Source organism: Streptomyces racemochromogenes, assembly GCF_039535215.1.
GTDB classification, from domain to species: Bacteria; Actinomycetota; Actinomycetes; order Streptomycetales; family Streptomycetaceae; genus Streptomyces; species Streptomyces racemochromogenes.
This window is the reverse complement of the sequence record NZ_BAAAWT010000001.1, coordinates 1,408,721-1,427,014: the sequence shown is the minus strand read 5'-3', so window position 1 is coordinate 1,427,014 and position 18,294 is coordinate 1,408,721. Positions and strand designations below refer to the sequence as shown.

The following is an 18,294-nucleotide window of genomic DNA, read 5'->3' as shown; positions in this document are numbered from 1 at the left end:
CATCCCGAACACCTCCTCGCGTAGCGCTGTCACGGCACGGCGCGCGGTCCGGCCGGAAAGGCCGCAGAGGACCGGCGCCTCAGCGACCGTAGCACGATCCAGGTGGCCCTTGTTCATACTTTCGGGCTATGTGTCCGGTTCGCTCTGTCTCAGCCTCTTGACGGCGGAGAGGGCAAAGGCTCGACTTAAGGTTCACAAGTTGGAGAGACGCCGGGGTCTCGGAGCACGCAGCCGCGATGACCGGCCGGGGGGCGACGGATGGCCGTCGCTTATGGGCAGGAGTGGATGAGTCGTGCAGACTCCCGGATCGCAGTCCTCGCTGCATCGCGCGAACCTGGAGAGAGTCGTGCGGGCCGTGCGCCTCGCCGGTTCGCTGACCCAGGCGGAGATCGCCCGCACCACCGGACTGTCGGCGGCCACGGTCTCCAACATCGTCCGTGAACTGAAGGAGAGCGGCACCGTCGAGGTCACCGACACCTCGGCCGGCGGCCGCCGGGCCCGCAGCGTCTCGCTCAGCGGGGACGCGGGCATCGTCATCGGAGTGGACTTCGGCCACACCCACCTGCGGGTGGCCGTGGGCAACCTGGCGCACCAGGTGCTCGCCGAGGAGGCCGAGCCGCTGGACGTGGACGCGTCCTGGGTGGACGGCTTCGACCGGGCGGAGTCCCTGGTCGGACGGTTGGTCCAGGGCATCGGGGTGGCCCGCGACAAGGTCATCGGCGTCGGGCTCGGCGTCCCGGGCCCGATCGACGTGGAGTCCGGCACGCTGGGCTCGACGGCGATCCTGCCGGGCTGGGCCGGGATCAACCCGCGCCAGGAGCTCTCGCAGCGCCTGGGCGTGCCCGTCTACGTGGACAACGACGCGAACCTCGGCGCGCTGGGGGAACTCGTCTGGGGCAGCGGCCGGGGGGTCCGCGACCTGGCGTACATCAAGGTCGCGAGCGGTGTGGGCGCGGGCCTGGTGATCAACGGTCAGATCTACCGGGGGCCCGGCGGCACGGCCGGGGAGATCGGGCACATCACCCTCGACGAGTCGGGCCCCGTCTGCCGCTGCGGCAACCGCGGCTGCCTGGAGACCTTCGCCGCGGCCCGGTACGTGCTGCCGCTGCTCCAGGGCACGCACGGGCCGGAACTGACGATGGAGAAGGTGGTCGAGCTGGCCCGCGGCGGCGACCCGGGGTGCCGCCGGGTCATCACCGACGTGGGCCGGCACATCGGCAGCGGCGTGGCCAGCCTGTGCAACCTCCTGAACCCGAACCGGATCGTGCTCGGCGGCTCGCTGGCGGAGGCCGGGGAGCTGGTGCTGGCACCGATCCGCGAGTCCGTGGGGCGGTACGCGATCCCCAGCGCGGCCCGGCAGCTGTCGGTCCTCACGGGGTCGCTGGGCGGCCGCGCGGAAGTACTCGGCGCACTGGCCCTCGTACTCAGCGAGATGGGCGATTCGACGCTTTTGGCGGAAAATGGCATTGGGGTGCGAGTCCCTGCCGCCATGTCTTCAGGTAGATAACGGATGGCACCGTTGTCATCTCGTTAAGTATTCACTCCTTGACGGCAAACGGCGGCCGGGGTTGACTCACGTCCACCTCGGCCGCAGCGTTGCGGCCTCGTCAGGGAGGTTCAACGAATGAACACGCGTATGCGTAGAGCCGCCGTTGCCGTCGCCGTCGGCGCCATGGCCGTTTCGCTGGCCGCATGTGGCAGCGCCAAGGAAGCGGGCGGCGAGAAGAAGCCCTCCGGTTCCGCCGCCGCAGGTGACGCGATCAAGGTCGGTCTGCTCCTGCCCGAGAACCAGACCGCGCGCTACGAGAAGTTCGACAAGCCGCTGATCGAGAAGAAGATCGCCGATCTCACCGGCGGCAAGGCCCAGGTGGTCTACGCCAACGCCAAGCAGGACGCGACCACGCAGAACTCGCAGGTCGACACGATGATCACCAACAAGGTGAACGTCCTGATCGTCGACGCGGTCGACGCCAAGGCCATCGCCGGCTCGGTCAAGAAGGCCAAGGACGCCGGCATCCCGGTCGTCGCCTACGACCGCCTGGCGGAGGGCCCGATCGACGCCTACACCTCCTTCGACAACGAAGAGGTCGGCAAGGTCCAGGGCAAGGCGCTGCTGGAGGCCCTGGGCGACAAGGCCAAGGACGGCCAGATCGTCATGATGAACGGCTCCGTGACGGACCCGAACGCCGCGCTGTTCAAGAAGGGCGCCCACTCCGTCCTCGACGGCAAGGTGACCATCGGCAAGGAGTACGACACCAAGGAGTGGAAGCCGGAGAACGCCAACACCAACATGGCGGGCGCGCTGACCGCGCTCGGCAAGGACAAGGTGATCGGCGTCTACTCGGCCAACGACGGCATGGCCGGCGGCATCATCACCGCCCTCAAGGCCGCCGGTCTGTCCCCCCTGCCCCCGGTCACCGGCCAGGACGCCGAACTCGCCGGTGTGCAGCGGATCGTGGCGGGCGAGCAGTTCATGAGCGTCTACAAGCCGTACGCTCCCGAGGCCGCGGCCGCCGCCGAGATGGCCGTCGCCCTCGCCAAGGGCGAGAAGATCGACGGGATCATCAACAACAAGGTCGACAGCCCGACCAGCAAGGGCGTCCCGTCCGTGCTGATCCCGGTCGTCTCGCTCACCAAGAGCAACATCAAGGACACCGTCGTCAAGGACGGCGTCTACACGGTCGACGAGATCTGCACCGACAAGTTCGCGGCCGCCTGCGCCACCATCGGCCTCAAGTAAGGCCCCCCGCCGCCGCCCCTCCGTGGCCCGGCGGCCCCCCTGCCCTGCCCGGCGCCCCGCCCCTCATACCCCGCCAACCGCGGGGCGCCGGGCAGAAACGCCGCATTGCGAAGCCGCTGCATTACAAGAACGCCGCATTGCAAGAACGCTTTACCGCAAAAACGATTCGCCTTTCGCTTGTCGTATCCCATCCGCCCCGCTCCTGCTCTTTTGCACGACATCCCCGCCGGTCAGGCGGCGAAGGAGATGGTTCATGTGTCCGCTGCGCCCGTGCTGGCGTTGCGAGGGGTCTCGAAGCGGTTCGGCGCCGTCCAGGCCCTGACCGACGTAGAACTCGAGATCCACTCCGGTGAGGTGGTCGCCCTGGTCGGCGACAACGGCGCCGGCAAGTCCACGCTGGTCAAGACGATCGCCGGCGTGCACCCCATCGATGACGGAGTCATCGAGTGGGAGGGCCGCCCGGTCTCCATCGGCAAGCCCCACGACGCCCAGAACCTCGGCATCGCGACCGTCTACCAGGACCTCGCGCTGTGCGACAACATCGACGTCGTCGGCAACCTCTTCCTCGGGCGCGAGCTCAAGCGCTTCGGCGTCCTGGACGAGGTGGAGATGGAGCGCCGCGCCCGCGAGCTCCTCACCACCCTGTCCATCCGGATCCCCAGTGTCCGGATCCCCATCGCCTCGCTCTCCGGCGGCCAGCGCCAGACCGTCGCGATCGCCCGCTCGATGCTGGGCGAGCCCAAGCTCGTCATCCTCGACGAGCCCACCGCCGCCCTCGGCGTCGAGCAGACCGCACAGGTGCTCGACCTCGTCGAGCGGCTGCGCGAGCGCGGCCACGCCGTCATCCTCATCAGCCACAACATGGCCGACGTCAAGGCCGTCGCCGACAAGGTGGCGGTGCTGCGGCTGGGCCGCAACAACGGCGTCTTCACCGTCGCCGACACCTCGCAGGAAGAGATCATCTCCGCCATCACCGGGGCCACGGACAACGCCGTGACCCGCCGGGCGGCCCGCACGGGGGAGGCCCGCAAGTGAGCACCGAACACCACACCGCGGCGGAAGAGGTGGCCAAGCTGGCCAACCCCGCCGCCCCGGCGGACGCCATTCCGGTGGTCGACCCCCGCCTGCTCGTGCGCGAGCAGGGGCTGTCCGGCTACCTGAGCGAGTTCGGCCGCAAGATGAAGGCCGGCGACCTGGGCTCGATCCCGGTCGTCCTCGGCCTGATCATCATCTGGAGCATCTTCCAGGGGCTGAACTCCAACTTCCTCTCCCCGGAGAACCTCTCCAACATCGCGATCACCATGGTCGCCACCGGCATGATGGCCGTCGGTATCATCTTCGTGCTGCTGCTCGGCGAGATCGACCTCTCGGTCGGCTCGGTCAGCGGCGTCTCGGGCGCCATCGTCGCCGTCCTCGCCGTCACCCACGGCGTCAACGAGTGGGTCGCGATCCTCGCCGCCGTCGGCGGCGGCGCCCTGATCGGCGCGATCCACGGCTTCTTCTTCGCCAAGATCGGCGCCCCGGCCTTCGCCGTCACCCTGTCCGGCCTGCTGTTCTGGTCCGGCGCCATGCTCCAGATCCTCGGCAGCAACGGCACCATCAACCTCGACTCCGAGGGCGTCGTCGGACAGCTCACCACGTACTACTTCTCGGACGTGGCCGCCGGCTACGGCCTCGCGGCCGTCGCCACGGTGGCGTACTTCCTCGCCACCTACTTCGACAACCGCCGCCGGGAGGCCGCCGGCGTCCCCTCGCGGCCGCTCAGCGAGATCCTGCTGCGCACCGGTCTGCTCGCGGTCTTCACCTTCGGCCCCGCCGTCGTGTTCAACCAGTACAAGGGCCTGCCCCTGGCCCTGGTCATCTTCGTGGTGGCCCTGGTCGGCACGGACTTCGTCCTGCGCCGCACCACCTTCGGCCGCAACGTCTTCGCCCTCGGCGGCAGCGTCGAGGCCTCCCGCCGCGCGGGCATCAACGTCAACGGCATCCGCATCGCCGTCTTCTCCATCGCCGGCACCTTCGCGGCCATCGGCGGCCTCTTCTGGGCCTCCAAGATCGCGGCGGCCAACCAGAGCGCCGGCGCCGGCGACCTGCTGATGAACGTGATCGCGGCGGCCGTCATCGGCGGCACCAGCCTCTTCGGCGGCCGCGGCCGCACCTGGAACGCCCTCCTCGGTGTGATGGTCATCACCAGCATCCAGTACGGTCTGGCCCTGGAGGGGATCGCGACTCCGATCCAGTACATGATCACCGGTGCCGTCCTGCTGGCGACGGTGGTCATCGACTCGGTGACCCGCAAGACCCAGAAGTCGGCCGGCCGCGCCTAGCCGCGTGGCCTGGGCCGATCCCAGGCGGTAAGACCCGTCACAGTGCCCGGTGCCACTTCGTGTGGTGCCGGGCACCCGTGCGTACGCGCGTACGTACGAGTGTGCTGGTATACGCCCGTTTGGGATGTGTGACGTCGCGACGAGGTGTACAGGTATGACAAAGGCGTGACCCGCCAGGTACCGCCCGATGACCGCCCCCGCGAGCGGAACATTAGACTCGACAGACCAGCAAGCAACTGCAAGGAGGCACGGGTGCTGCTGCCCCGCATCAAGGGACCGCGCGATCTGGACCGGCTCAGCCAGGAGGAGCTCAACCAGCTCGCGGCCGAGATCAGGTCCTTCCTCGTCGACGCCGTCTCCAAGACCGGCGGGCACCTCGGCCCCAACCTCGGCGTGGTCGAACTGACGATCGCCCTGCACCGGGTCTTCGAATCGCCCAAGGACAAGGTCCTCTTCGACACCGGCCACCAGGCCTACGTCCACAAGCTGCTCACCGGCCGCCAGGACTTCACGGACCTGCGCGCCAAGGGCGGCCTGTCCGGCTACCCCTCGCGCGCAGAGTCCGACCACGACGTGATCGAGAACTCGCACGCCTCCACGGTGCTGGGCTGGGCCGACGGCCTCGCCAAGGCCAACGAGGTGCTCGGCCGCGAGGACCACCACGTCGCCGCCGTCATCGGCGACGGCGCCCTCACCGGCGGCATGGCCTGGGAGGCGCTGAACAACATCGCGGCCGCCAAGGACCGCCCGCTCGTCATCGTCGTCAACGACAACGAGCGCTCGTACGGCCCCACCATCGGCGGCCTCGCGAACCACCTGGCCACCCTGCGCACCACGGACGGCTACGAGCGCTTCCTGGCCCGCGGCAAGGAGATCCTGGAGCGCACCCCCGTCGTCGGGAAGCCGCTCTTCGAGACCCTGCACGGCGCCAAGAAGGGCCTCAAGGACTTCATCGCCCCCCAGGGCATGTTCGAGGACCTGGGCCTGAAGTACATCGGCCCCATCGACGGCCACGACATCGAGGCCCTGGAGTCCGCGCTCCAGCGCGCCAAGCGCTTCAGCGGTCCGGTCATCGTGCACTGCCTCACCCAGAAGGGCCGCGGCTACACGCACGCCGAGCAGGACGAGGCCGACCGCTTCCACGGCATCGGCCCGATCCACCCCGACACCGGGCTCCCGGTCAAGACCGCCGCCGCCAGCTGGACCTCCGTCTTCGCCGACGAGATGGTCAAGCTCGGCCACGAGCGCGAGGACATCGTCGGCATCACCGCGGCCATGCTCCACCCGGTCGGCCTCAAGAAGTTCGCGGACACCTTCCCGGACCGCATCTACGACGTCGGCATCGCCGAGCAGCACGCGGCCACCTCGGCCGCCGGCCTCGCCACCGGCGGCGTCCACCCCGTCTTCGCGGTCTACGCCACCTTCCTCAACCGCGCCTTCGACCAGGTCCTGATGGACGTGGCCCTGCACAAGTGCGGGGTCACCTTCGTCCTGGACCGCGCCGGCGTCACCGGCGACGACGGCGCCTCCCACAACGGCATGTGGGACATGTCCATCCTCCAGGTCGTCCCCGGCCTGCGCCTGGCCGCCCCGCGCGACGCGGAGCAGCTGCGCGCCCAGCTGCGCGAGGCCGTCGAGGTCAAGGACGCCCCGACCGTCGTGCGCTACTCCAAGGGCGTCGTCGGCCCGGCCGTCCCGGCCGTCGGCCGGATCGGCGGCATGGACGTCCTGCGCACCCCGGCCCCCGAGGTCACCCGACCGGACGTACTCCTCGTCTCCGTCGGCGCGCTCGCCCCGATGTGCCTGGAGATCGCCGGCCTCCTCGACAAGCAGGGCATCTCCACCACCGTCGTCGACCCCCGCTGGGTCAAGCCGGTGGACGAGGCGCTCGCCCCGCTCGCCGAGCGCCACCGGGTGGTCGTCACCGTCGAGGACAACGGCCGCACCGGCGGCGTGGGAGCCGCGGTCTCCCAGGCCCTGCGCGACGCCGGCGTCGACGTACCGCTGCGTGACTTCGGCATCCCGCAGCGCTTCCTCGACCACGCGCAGCGCAAGGAGATCATGGCCGAGATCGGCCTGACCGCCCCGGACATCGCCCGCCAGGTCACCGGTCTCGTCGCCAAGCTTGATGGGCGCTTCGAGAGCGAGCCTGCCGCCGCCGTCGACTAGCCGCAACGGGCCGGATCGCGCGGTTGCACGTCACGGGCCGGGAGATCACCCTTGAAGGGTGGGCCTCCCGGCCCGTTCGCGTACTTCTTGGGAGGTGCGTCGGTGAGCACGGATCAGAACAGCCCGTTCCGTACCAAGACGGTGGAACAGTCCATCCGTGACACGGAGGAGCCGGAGCACGCGCTCCGCAAATCGCTCTCCGCCTGGGACCTGACGGTCTTCGGTGTCGGCGTCATCATCGGCACCGGCATCTTCGTCCTCACGGGCATCGCGGCCCGCAACAACGCCGGCCCCGCCACCGCGCTCTCCTTCGTGGTGTCGGGCGTCGTCTGCGCCCTCGCGGCCCTCTGTTACGCCGAGTTCGCGTCCACCGTCCCGGTGGCCGGATCGGCGTACACGTTCGCGTACGCCTCGATCGGCGAGCTGCCGGCCTGGATCATCGGCTGGGACCTGGTCCTCGAATTCGCGCTCGGCACGGCCGTCGTGGCCGTCGGGTGGTCCGGGTACGTACGCCACCTCATGCACACGAACCTCGGCTGGGACATGCCCGTGGCGCTGTCCGGACCCGACGCGGGCGGCACCTTCGACCTGATGGCCTTCCTGCTGGTCATCGTCCTGACCGCGATCCTCGTCGTCGGCACGAAGCTGTCGGCCCGGATCACCGCGGTCGTCGTCGCCATCAAGGTCTTCGTGGTCCTGCTGGTCATCGTCGCGGGCCTGTTCTTCATCAAGGCCGACAACTACTCGCCGTTCATCCCCCCGGCGAAGCCGCAGGAGGGAGGCAGCGGCTGGACGGCACCACTGGTCCAGCTGCTGTTCGGGTACGAGCCCACCAACTTCGGCGTCATGGGCATCTTCACCGCTGCATCCCTGGTCTTCTTCGCCTTCATCGGCTTCGACGTCGTGGCCACCGCGGCGGAGGAGACCAAGAACCCGCAACGGGACATGCCGCGCGGCATCCTCGGCTCGCTGCTGATCTGCACGCTGTTGTACGTCGCCGTGACCATCGTCGTCACCGGCATGCAGTACTACGCGGAGATGTCGCCGACCGCGCCGCTCGCCGAGGCCTTCAAGTCCGTGAACCAGCCGTTCTTCTCCGGCGCCATCAGCCTCGGGGCGGCCGTCGGCCTGATCACGGTCAGCATGATCCTGCTGCTGGGCCAGACGCGCGTGTTCTTCGCGATGAGCCGTGACGGACTGCTGCCGCGCGTCTTCTCCGTCACCCACCCCAAGTACCGCACCCCCTACCGGGCCACGCTGCTCCTCGGCGGGATCATCGCGGTCATCGCGGGGTTCACCAGCCTGGCGAAGCTCGCCGAACTGGTCAACATCGGCACCCTGTTCGCCTTCGTCATCGTGGCGCTCGGCGTGATCATCCTCCGCAGGACCCGCCCCGACCTGCACCGGTCCTTCCGCACCCCATGGGTGCCGGTGATCCCGATCCTGTCGATGGCGGCCTCGCTCTGGCTGATGCTCAACCTGCCGGCCGAGACCTGGCTGCGCTTCGGGATCTGGATGCTGATCGGCCTCGTCGTCTACTTCGCGTACGGCAGGCGCAAGAGCCGCCTCGCGCAGGTCGGCCAGGACGCCAAGTACTAGGACGAGGACGGGGACGGCCCGGGCGTGCGGGACTTGGCGCCCGGGCCGCCGCCCTTGGCGGGGGAGTCCTTCGCCGAGGCGGGCACCTTCCGGTCGTTGCGCAGGGCCTCCCACAGCTGGGAGGCCTGCTCCTGTGCGACCACGACCCGGTTCGGGTCCACCTTGTCGTAGGCCACCGGCAGCATGATGGTCTCCATCGTGGACGGGTCCACGCCCTGCAGGCTCCGCGCGAAGTCGGACAGCGCGGTGAGCGAGGCCAGGTCGGAGTCGGTGGTCAGCGACTTGGTTCCGGCGTCGGCGAGCTTGTAGAGCCGGGCCGGATTGCCGAGGGCGTCCTGCTTCTTGATCTCGGACAGCATCGCCAGCATGAACTGCTGCTGAAGGCCTATGCGTCCGAGGTCGCTGCCGTCCCCGTAGCCGTAGCGGGTCCGTACGAACTTCAGCGAGTCGGTGCCGTTCAGGCGGTGCGTCCCCGCGTCCAGCTTGAGGCCGCCCTTCGCGCCGGTCATCGGCTGGTCGAGGGTGACGGTGACCCCGCCCAGGGCGTCGACGAGGTCCTTGAAGCCGGCGAAGTCCACCTCGACGAAGTGGTCCACGCGGATCCCGGACAGCTGCTCCACCGTCTTGACCACGCAGGCCGGACCGGCCAGCGAGTAGACGGAGTTGAACATGACCCGGCGGGCCTCGGGGACCGTGGCGCCGTCCCCGTCCTTGCACTCGGGCCGGGTGACCAGGGTGTCGCGCGGGATGCTCACCGCGGTGGCCCTGGACCGGCCCTCGGGTATGTGCACCAGCATCGCGGTGTCGGAGCGGGCGCCGCTGACGTCGCCGTGGTCGAGCTCGCCGTTGGCCCCGGCCCGCGAGTCGGAGCCGAGGACCAGGACGTTCTGCGCGTTCTGGACGACCTTCGGCGGCCGGTTGTCGGTGCCGATGGCCTCGTCCAGGTCCACGCTGTCGATGTTCCCGCTGAGGTGGCCGTAGACCCACCAGCCGGACCCCGCCGCGCCGAGGACCACCACGGCCGCCGTCCAGGCGAGGCCCCGCCGGATCCGGGAGGCGCGGGAACGGGGCGGCTTCGTGGTGGCGGTGGAGTCTGAAGTCACGGGCTACAACATAGACGCAGGGGGCCGCCCGGGAGCCCCGGGGTATCCTGAATCTGTTCGAACGACGAAGCGGAAGGGTTGCTGCGGTTCCATGGCGACGCGATCCCGGCGCGGTTCGGACAGGTCCCCCGGGCAGACCTCCGCAGCCACCCGCACCCCCGGGCCCGGCCGGAACGCCGCCGCGCTGGGCCCCCTGACCGGCCGTTGGCTCCTCATCGGCAAGGACGGCCGGCTCACCGCCTATGCCCGTGCCGGGGACGGCGTGCTCCGCTGGACCGAGACCGCCCCCGGCGGCCCCGGCTGGACGGGCCCCGACCTGCTGCCCGCGGACGGCCTGACCGACCTCGCGGTGGGCCAGGGGCCGGACGGGTACGCCCACTTCGCGGGCCGGCGCCGCACCGGGAGCGGGGACGCCGCGACGGTCACCTACCACCACGCGGTGCAGTACCAGAGCGGCCGCCCGATGGGCCCCTGGCAATCCCTCGGCACCCTCTACCAGCGGGCCGGGATGTCGCACCGGGGCGGTCCGCCCGCCGTGGCGGTCGACGCCCGGGGCACGCCCCACCTCTTCGTCCGCAACGCGGGCCGCGGAGTCCACGTCAGGCGCCAGGACGGCAGGGGCGACTGGCAGCCCTGGGAGGACCTGCGGGGCAGCAAGGCCTTCGAGGGCATCACCGCCGACTCCACCGCCGACGGCCGCATCTGGCTCACGGCGCCCGGCGAGAAGGGCCTCTCCCGCTGGACCCAGAACACGCCCGGCGGCCCCGTGGAGCGGGCCGAGGACGTCCCGTACGCCGCCCAGGACGGCTCGGCGCGCACCCTGGAGACGTCCCCGGGCCGGGTCACCCACTTCTGGCACGCGGCCGACGGGAGCGGGGTGTTCGCCTGCCGGGAGGGCGCCGGGGTCCTCGCGCTCGGCGGCGGGCCGGGCACCGGCGCGGTCGCGGCCGTCCGCGCGCTGGTCGACGGCTACGACTGCACGGTGCTGGCCCACCGGGGCGTCAACGGGCGCACCGCCCTCGCCGCGTACCCCACGGAACACGAGGCGGCGGGGCTGTGGTGGACCGAGATCGGCGAGGAGGGGCCGGGCTCCCCGGCGCTCGCCCTCGACGCCCGCGGGCTGCTCGTCATCGCCTGCGTCAGCGCCCGGGGGGAGCTGCTGGTCAGCCGGCAGAAGGACAACTCCGGGCTGTCACTGGGCCGCTGGCAGCGCCTGTGACGGCTCGGGCCGCCGCCGGCCCTGCGGCGGGATCCTCGTCAGGTTGTGCCGGTCCACCGCCAGCGCCGATATCCGCCGCAGGAAGTCCACCGACCGCTCCGCGGTGTCCGGGGTGATCCAGGCGTCGTCGATGTCGCACAGCTCCACCCGCACGGGCGAGCCGCCCAGCACGATGGGCAGGGTGTAGGCGATGGTGGACGCGAAGGTCAGCAGGGACCGGCCGATGGGCTCGGTGAGCGCGGTCAGTTCGAGCGGCAGCTCGGGGTGCACGATCTCCATGCCGGTGAGTGCGGCGATCCGCTCCAGCTTGGGACCGCTCTCCCTGCGGTGCGCGAAGTAGCGGCCGGCCGCCCGGTGGCGGGCGATCCAGCCGACCGCGTCGACGTACCGGTCCTCGTCGACGACCCCGGTCTCCACCAGGGAGCTGCCCGCCAGGTCGGCCCCGGAGCGTACCCGCACCGGACCGAACGTGGCGCGGCTCCAGGCGTAGTCGTTGGGCCGGACCTCGGTGCCGGGCGGCGCGGTGACCGGCATGCAGGTGAAGAAGACGGCGCGCTCCAGCTCCTCCCGGGCCAGCCAGCGGTTGACCGGGCCGCCCTTGGCGGAGGGCTTGAGCTCGCCCTGGTGCCAGCGGGTCAGCTGCCCGCCGTTGGTCAGCAGGCTGACCAGCTCGGTGGTGGCGGTGCCGTCGTCCACGACGACCACCTCGCGGGCCTTGGAGCGGGGCAGCAGCAGCTGGATCGTCCGGGAGAACAGGTCGCCGATCACCAGCCGCCGGGCGGCCGCGACCGCGCGGCCGAGGCGGACGAGTTCCCCGGCCCGCCCCAGATAGCCGGCGCGGACCTCGTAGCGCCGCCAGACCACCTTGGACTGGGAGGCGAACCGGCACAGCCGGCGGACCTGCGCGCGCGAACGCGGGTCCACCGGCTGGAGGACGGCGATGGTGAGGGACGCTGCCTCGCCCGGGTGGACGTACGCCCACTCCAGGACGTTCAGTAGTTGAGCCGGGCTCTCCACCAGGGCGAGGGTTTCGCTCATGCCGAGGCCGTCACGCCCTCGGCGGGGAGGGTGCCCTGGATGCGGCGGAGCTTCTTCATCGGCCCGAGCTCGGAGGCGTAGACGCGCTTGACGCCGTCGCCGAGGGCGGTCTCGATGGTGCGGATGTCGCGGACCAGGCGGGCCAGGCCCCCCGGCTCGACGGAGGCGGCCTGGTCGGAGCCCCACATGGCGCGGTCCAGGGTGATGTGCCGTTCCACGGCGCAGGCGCCGAGGGCGACGGCGGCGACGGTGGTCTGCAGGCCCGTCTCGTGGCCGGAGTAGCCGATGGGGACGTTGGGGTACTCCTCCTGGAGCGTGTTGATGACGCGCAGGTTGAGCTCCTCGGCCTTGGCCGGGTACGTCGAGGTGGCGTGCAGCAGGACGACGTTCGCGCTGCCCAGCACCTCCACGGCGTGCCGGATCTGCTGCGGGGTGGACATGCCGGTGGACAGGATGACCGTCTTGCCGGTGGCGCGCAGGGCGAGCAGCAGCTCGTCGTCGGTCAGCGAGGCGGAGGCCACCTTGTGGGCCGGGACGTCGAACTTCTCCAGGAAGGTCACGGCCTCGGTGTCCCACGGGGAGGCGAACCAGGCGATGCCGCGCTCGGCGCAGTGCTCGCCGATGGCCCGGTACTCGTCCTCGCCGAACTCGACGCGGTGGCGGTAGTCGATGTACGTCATCCGGCCCCAGGGGGTGTCCCGCTCGATGTCCCACTGGTCGCGGGGCGTGCATATCTCGGGGGTGCGCTTTTGGAACTTGACGGCGTCGCAGCCCGCGTCGGCGGCCGCGTCGATCAGCGCGAGGGCGTTGGCGAGCTCACCGTTGTGGTTGATCCCGATCTCGCCGATCACGTAGGTGGGCCGGCCGGGGCCGACCTCCTTGTTCCCGATCCGGCGGATTCGGCTGCTGTGCACCACTGTTCAGAGTTCCTTTCCGGGGTACTGCGAGGGGTTTCGCGAGGGGACCGGCGACGGCGTGGCCGCCGGGGTCCGCGGGGCGTCGAGGAGGGGGGCCAGGGCCCGGGCCCGGGCGAGGTCGCCGGGCTCGTCGATCTCGACGGCCCGCTCGGGGGCGGTGGGGACGAGCTGGGTCCGGCCGAAGAAGCGGTGGCCGTGCCGGCGGAAGCCTTCGGCGCGCATGGCGTAGACGGCGCCCGACTCCAGGTACTCGGGGGTGCGGTCCTGGCGGCGCAGGCGTACGGAGCTGTCGTGGTTGATCCCGTGCGCGTGGTGGCCGGGCTGTGCCCCGGCGGGCCCGGTGCCCCAGAGGAAGCCGTGGAAGGGCACGGCGGTGAAGGCCGAGTCGGCGCCGTCGCGCAGCACGGCCAGGACGGTCTCCTCGACCTCCTCCGGGGTGGTGAAGGGGCTCGTGCACTGCACGAAGACGAGGACGTCCACGGGCTCGCAGTGACGTTCCTCCAGCACGTCCAGGGCGTGCAGCAGAGCGGACTCGCTGGACGCCCGGTCCGAGCCCAGCTCCGCCGGCCGGTCGACGACCTCCGCGCCCGCCGCGACGGCGGCGCGGGCGATCGACGCGTCGTCGGTGGAGACCACCACCCGGCCGACGTGGGCGGCGCCCCGGCAGGCGAGGACGGCCCGGGCGACGAGGGGTACCCCGCCGACCTCGGCGGTGTTCTTGCCGGGGATGCCCTTGGAGCCGCCCCGGGCGGGTATGACGGCGGTGACGTTCACGAGGCTTCCCCCTGGGGTGCCGGTACGACGGGGGCGGTCACACGCCGCCCCACTGCTGGATCTTCGGGGCCACGCGCTGGACCCCGAACTGGTAGGCGACCTTGAGCACGCGGCGGGAGGTGCGCCGCATGGGGCCGCTCGGGCGTCGGGCGGCGGCCGCCGCGCCGGGGGAGCCGTCCGGGTTCAGCCCCCGGCGGCGCAGCAGCGCCCCCACGTATTCGGGTGCGCTGTCGGCCGTGTAGTACGGGGATATCGGCGGCAGCGCGGTGCCGCGCAACTGCTCGATGCGGCGGCGCAGTTCCCCGTACGGATTCACCGCGCGGATTCCCTGGTCGGCCGTCCAGGATTCGTCCGCGAGCGGGGCGGCGCCCTCGTCTATCGCGGTCCAGTCGGTGACGCATCCGGAACCGGTGAAATAGTGGTTTCCGTGGACTTCCCGGACTCCGAGGTCGCTGAGGATCGCGGTCGGCATTCCCCGGTGCATCGATTCCAGGGCGGCCGTGGAACTGACCGTCACGAGCAGGTCCGTGCGGTCGAGAGTGTCCGACATGTTCCCGTAGACGAAATGCAGATTCGGCGGCAGCGGCTCTTCCAGCTGTTCCGCGAGCACCTGGTAGTGGAAGGCCTCCACATGGGTGGTCGCCTCACCGGGCCTGCTGCGGAGTTTGACCAGTACGTCGCGTCCCGGGCGCAGCCGCGCATGGGATATCGCGCGGCGCAGCAGGTAAAGGCGGCCGCCGCGGTCGGCGGGCACCGACGGCTGGACGGCGAAGCACACCGTATAGGGGTGGGCCGCGTGCGTGCGGTTCGCGTCGTAAGGCCTCTGGTCGAGGAAGGGGAGCGCCGTCTGGACGATGCAGGAAACGGGAATTCCGAGCGGCTCGTACACCTCGGTGAATCGGCGCCGGTCGAACGGACTGTTGGCGAGGACGATGTCGGCGCCGGCCCGCAGCAGGAGGCCGTCGGCCATCTTCTCGTAGACGACGCCCACGTAACCCGTCATCAGTACCGGCCGCCGCGGCGCCCCGGCGAACCGGCGGGCGAGCGCGTGCAGGGCGGCGTGGGTGGCGCCGCCGACCGTGCCCAGGATGATCAGATCCGCTCCGTCGAGTTCCGGTGCCGCCGCGAAACCGGCGAGCGTGGCCTCGGTGATCGAGGCGGGGGTGATGCCGACCTCCGCCAGCTGGCGCGCCGTCGGCGTGCTGCGGCCGCGCAGCATGTGGGCGTGCACCTCGCTGCCCGGTGCCAGGCCCACGGCCAGCCCCGCGCCCCATTTCCAGCGGGTGTCGGAGTCTGCGAGCACGTGGATGCGCACTTGGTGATTCCCGGTCGGTCGGCGGAGCCCAACTGCCGTCGGCGTGCCCGCGGCCGGCGCGGGCCAGGGGCGGGACTGCCGCCGGGCCCCATAGACCCTACATGCTCACCTGAGCCTTATGTGTCACGGAAAGGCTTCGACGGCCGGGGGAGTTGTACGTCACACCCGGAGGATCCGGGTGCCTCTCCGGGCGCTCCTATCATGATGTCCGGTCCGTCCGTGCGGCTCCGGCGGACGTGTGTGGGCAAGGGGGAGAAGGTGAGTGCTCCGGTGGTGACCCTTTCGGTAATCGTCGCGATGTGTGACGTCCGGGAGTTCTGCCGGACGGCGCTCAAGTCCTTGGCGCTCAATGCCCGGGAGGACTTCGAGTTCATCGTCGTGGACGACTGCTCCGTCGACGGCACGTCGGAGATACTGCGGGAGATGGTCCCCGGGATTCCCGGCGCCGTACTGATCCGCAACGAGCGGAACCTCGGCATTTCGGCCACCCGCAACATCGGCCTGGCCGCCGCCCGCGGCCGTTTCTTCACCTTCCTCGACGGCGACGACTGGTACGCCCCCGGATATCTCGCGCAACTGGTCGGCTGGATGAGCGAGTCCGGTGTGGATTTCCTGCGCACCGGCCACGTCCGCGCGTACGGAAGAAAGCGGAAGATCGTCATGGCGCCGCTCGCGCCGAGGGCCCTCCCGCTCGATCCCGCCGACTACATAGGCCCCGTCGACGCCTCCACCTTCATGGACTACCCGCAGTCCTGGGCCGGCATCTACGACCGTGAACGGCTGCGGCAGGCCGACGCCCTCTTCTTCGACGAGAGCCTGCGCACCGCCGAGGACCGCCCCTGGTTCTACAAGCTGCACCTGCGGATGCGGTCCTTCGGAGTGGTCGACCTCCACGGCGTCTTCTACCGCCGCGACGTGTCCACTTCCCTCACCAAGGTCCCCGACGAACGGCAGCTGGACTTCCTCCCCGCCTTCCGGATGATTTTCGACGAGCTCTCCCACCACCCGCGCGGATACGAACTGTCCTTCAAGGCCATGCGGACCCTGTGCGCGCTCATCGTCATCCACCTGGGCCGCGAGGAGCAGTACGAGGAACTCACCCGGGACCTGCTGCGCGCACGCGGCGCGCAGATCCTCTTCGACCTCCCCCAGGACATCCTGGAAGGAACCCTGGCGGGAATGGACTCCGCACGCGTGACCAAGCTCAGGGAACTCATGTCGCAGCACCAGGGCGCCGCCGCCCGATGACCCGGATATTCGCCGCCTCCACCCTCTACGGCGCCATGACGGTGGCCGCCGCCATCGACGCCGGGCAGTTCGGCCGGGACGACCGCGAGCGGGTCCTGCTCGTCTGCAACAACGTCGACATCCCCGAAGTCGCCACCCCGCTGCACCACATGCCCGGCGCCGCCGCCGTCCTCAGGCGCTTCCACCGGGTCGTCTACTGGAACGACCTCATCTACCCCTTCCACCCCGCGGTGTGGGCCCCCCGCGACGAGGACGCCCCCCTGTGGCGCACCGTCATGGCGGAGAAGATGGCCATCCGGCCCGGGCCCCTGGAACTCGTCGTCGAGTCGATCCAGGTCAAGCCCGCCCAGACGCTCTGCAAGATCTTCTCCGACGCCACCCTCGCCGTGTACGCCGACGGCGTCATGAGCTACGGCCCCACCCGCAACGACCTGCCCCGTCCCCTGCACGGGCGGATCGCCCAGGTCCTCTACCTCGACCTCGTCCCGGCCCTGCTGCCCATGCTCCTCACCGAGTACGGGATCCCCTCGCGGCCCGTGCACACCGGCGCCGTGCTCGAATTGCTGGCGGAGCTCACCGAGGAGTGCCGTCCGATCCTCGACCGGGCGATCCCGCGGCAGCTCGCCCGGGGAGGCCCGGGGACCGCGCTCCTCCTCGGCCAGTACCTCTCCCCGCTCGGCATCCTCACCGAGGAGGAGGAAGAGGACCTGCACCGGCGCATGTTCGAGCACGCCGTACGGCTCGGCCACACCGCCGTCGTCTTCAAACCCCACCCCTCCGCCCCCTCCGCCCTCTCCGACGCCCTCGCCGGCGCGGCCCGCGAGGCAGGCGTCCCCTTCCTCGTGCTGGACGTCCCGGTCCTCGCCGAGACCGTCTTCGCGTACCTGCGCCCCGGCCGGGTGATCGGCTGCTTCTCCACCGGCCTGTTCACCGCCCGCGCCCTGTACGGGATCCCCGTCGCCCAGACCGGCGCCCTGGAGGTCGTCCGGCGCATGCGGCCCTACGCCAACAGCAACCGGATCCCCGCCACCCTCACCCACGCCCTGGTCCCCGACCTGGAGGACCCGGCGGCCGCCCCGGTGGACCGGATCCTCGACGCCGAACACGTCCGGACCGAGGTCACCCCGTACGTCCAGGCCGTGGGCTACTGCATGCAGCCCAAGCGGTTCGGCTTCCTGCGCCCGGTGGCCGAGGCGTACATCGCCGCGGCCGTCGACCGGTGGGAGGAGCGCCCCGAGCTGGCCATGCACTTCAACGAACGCACCCGCACCCGCCTGGAACTGCCCGGCCCGCGCACCTGGAAGTGGCGGCGCGGCCTGGGCTGGACCCTGCGCAGCACCGGGGAGCGTCGCGAGCCGGAGGAGGCGCCCGTCACCGACGTCTCGATGAGCGGCTTCGCCTCGCTCGTCGAGGCCAAGGACGACCAGGGCGTCCTGGAGGTCGGCGCGCGCCTGCTCGCCGAGCAGGAGAACCTGGAACTGCTCCTCGGCATGGCCCAGGCCCACATCCGCCGCAAGGAGACCGACCGGGCCAGGCAGCTGATCGAGCGGGCCGCCGAGGTCTGCGCCGACAGCGGGCGCGCCATGGTGTGGCTGCGGATCGCGGAGACCGCCGCCAAGCTGGGCAAGCGCGGCGACGATCTGCGCCTGACGGCGGGGCGGCGGGCGCTCGGCATCAACCCGGACTCGCCGGCGGCCCAGCGCCTGGTCAAGACCGGCCGGCTCGGCCGCCGGTAGCCGGTAGCCGGTAGCCGGTAGCCGGTAGCTGGGAGCCGTAGCCGCCACGCGGAGGGCATACGGGGAAGGCATACGGGAAAGGGCCCGTCCGCACCAGGTGCGGACGGGCCCT

General features: G+C 70.9%; 13 protein-coding genes and 1 pseudogene. 9 read left to right on the top strand and 5 right to left on the bottom strand.

Annotation, left to right across the window (positions count from 1 at the left end; genetic code table 11):
- Positions 1 to 292 precede the first annotated feature (292 nt).
- The 6 genes from ABD973_RS06580 (at position 293) to ABD973_RS06555 (ending at position 8,832) form a co-directional block, all read left to right on the top strand.
- On the top strand, positions 293 to 1,507 hold the full coding sequence (locus tag ABD973_RS06580) for an ROK family transcriptional regulator (RefSeq protein ID WP_125599578.1): 1,215 nt from the start codon (positions 293 to 295) through the stop codon (positions 1,505 to 1,507).
- 117 nt (positions 1,508 to 1,624) lie between these two features.
- The gene (locus tag ABD973_RS06575; protein ID WP_345499141.1) at positions 1,625 to 2,740 is read left to right on the top strand and encodes a sugar ABC transporter substrate-binding protein; all 1,116 of its coding nucleotides are present in this window, start codon (positions 1,625 to 1,627) and stop codon (positions 2,738 to 2,740) included.
- Between the two features lie 246 nt (positions 2,741 to 2,986).
- Positions 2,987 to 3,775: an ATP-binding cassette domain-containing protein gene (locus tag ABD973_RS06570; RefSeq protein ID WP_345499139.1), complete on the top strand. Its 789-nt coding sequence runs from the start codon at positions 2,987 to 2,989 to the stop codon at positions 3,773 to 3,775.
- The gene (locus ABD973_RS06565; RefSeq protein WP_125822896.1) at positions 3,772 to 5,064 is read left to right on the top strand and encodes a sugar ABC transporter permease; all 1,293 of its coding nucleotides are present in this window, start codon (positions 3,772 to 3,774) and stop codon (positions 5,062 to 5,064) included. The genes ABD973_RS06570 and ABD973_RS06565 overlap by 4 nt, the downstream gene beginning before the upstream one ends.
- A 252-nt stretch (positions 5,065 to 5,316) precedes the next feature.
- The gene (gene dxs / locus ABD973_RS06560) at positions 5,317 to 7,233 is read left to right on the top strand and encodes a 1-deoxy-D-xylulose-5-phosphate synthase (RefSeq protein ID WP_125822897.1); all 1,917 of its coding nucleotides are present in this window, start codon (positions 5,317 to 5,319) and stop codon (positions 7,231 to 7,233) included.
- A gap of 102 nt (positions 7,234 to 7,335) precedes the next feature.
- Positions 7,336 to 8,832 carry an amino acid permease gene (locus ABD973_RS06555; RefSeq protein WP_125822898.1) on the top strand — a complete coding sequence of 499 codons (1,497 nt, stop codon included), beginning with the start codon at positions 7,336 to 7,338 and terminating at the stop codon, positions 8,830 to 8,832.
- Here the strand turns inward: ABD973_RS06555 and ABD973_RS06550 are convergent.
- Positions 8,829 to 9,935 carry an LCP family protein gene (locus ABD973_RS06550; RefSeq protein ID WP_125822899.1) on the bottom strand — a complete coding sequence of 369 codons (1,107 nt, stop codon included), beginning with the start codon at positions 9,933 to 9,935 and terminating at the stop codon, positions 8,829 to 8,831. The two genes, ABD973_RS06555 and ABD973_RS06550, sit on opposite strands and share 4 nt — an antisense overlap.
- Before the next feature lie 91 nt (positions 9,936 to 10,026).
- On the opposite strand from ABD973_RS06550, the gene ABD973_RS06545 reads away from it, so the two are divergent.
- A complete protein-coding gene (locus tag ABD973_RS06545; protein WP_125822900.1) occupies positions 10,027 to 11,154 on the top strand; it encodes a PLL family lectin in 1,128 nt (375 codons plus the stop codon).
- On the opposite strand, the gene ABD973_RS06540 is transcribed toward ABD973_RS06545, so the two are convergent.
- From ABD973_RS06540 to ABD973_RS06525, 4 genes and pseudogenes are all read right to left on the bottom strand, one after another.
- The gene (locus ABD973_RS06540; RefSeq protein WP_345499135.1) at positions 11,128 to 12,192 is read right to left on the bottom strand and encodes a hypothetical protein; all 1,065 of its coding nucleotides are present in this window, start codon (positions 12,190 to 12,192) and stop codon (positions 11,128 to 11,130) included. The two genes, ABD973_RS06545 and ABD973_RS06540, sit on opposite strands and share 27 nt — an antisense overlap.
- The gene (locus ABD973_RS06535) at positions 12,189 to 13,106 is read right to left on the bottom strand and encodes an N-acetylneuraminate synthase family protein (protein ID WP_345499133.1); all 918 of its coding nucleotides are present in this window, start codon (positions 13,104 to 13,106) and stop codon (positions 12,189 to 12,191) included. Before ABD973_RS06535 ends, ABD973_RS06540 begins: the two co-directional genes overlap by 4 nt.
- Positions 13,107 to 13,157: 51 nt before the next feature.
- Positions 13,158 to 13,883: pseudogene (locus ABD973_RS06530) on the bottom strand (acylneuraminate cytidylyltransferase family protein); the annotation flags it as partial.
- A 37-nt stretch (positions 13,884 to 13,920) separates the two neighbouring features.
- Positions 13,921 to 15,198, bottom strand: a complete 1,278-nt coding sequence (locus ABD973_RS06525; RefSeq protein ID WP_125822904.1) for a DUF6716 putative glycosyltransferase — start codon at positions 15,196 to 15,198, stop codon at positions 13,921 to 13,923.
- 273 nt (positions 15,199 to 15,471) lie between these two features.
- Here ABD973_RS06525 and ABD973_RS06520 point away from each other — a divergent pair, with 273 nt between their 5' ends.
- A complete protein-coding gene (locus tag ABD973_RS06520; protein WP_345499132.1) occupies positions 15,472 to 16,446 on the top strand; it encodes a glycosyltransferase family 2 protein in 975 nt (324 codons plus the stop codon).
- A complete protein-coding gene (locus ABD973_RS06515; protein ID WP_345499131.1) occupies positions 16,443 to 18,182 on the top strand; it encodes a polysialyltransferase family glycosyltransferase in 1,740 nt (579 codons plus the stop codon). The genes ABD973_RS06520 and ABD973_RS06515 overlap by 4 nt, the downstream gene beginning before the upstream one ends.
- Positions 18,183 to 18,294: the final 112 nt, after the last annotated feature.

Bases quoted from the DNA above. Each gene is read 5' to 3' on its own strand.
- ABD973_RS06515 (WP_345499131.1), top strand. From the start codon at position 16,443: ATGACCCGGATATTCGCCGCCTCCACCCTCTACGGCGCCATGACGGTG.
- ABD973_RS06540 (WP_345499135.1), bottom strand. From the start codon at position 12,192: ATGAGCGAAACCCTCGCCCTGGTGGAGAGCCCGGCTCAACTACTGAAC.
- ABD973_RS06545 (WP_125822900.1), top strand. From the start codon at position 10,027: ATGGCGACGCGATCCCGGCGCGGTTCGGACAGGTCCCCCGGGCAGACC.
- ABD973_RS06575 (WP_345499141.1), top strand. From the start codon at position 1,625: ATGAACACGCGTATGCGTAGAGCCGCCGTTGCCGTCGCCGTCGGCGCC.
- ABD973_RS06570 (WP_345499139.1), top strand. From the start codon at position 2,987: ATGGTTCATGTGTCCGCTGCGCCCGTGCTGGCGTTGCGAGGGGTCTCG.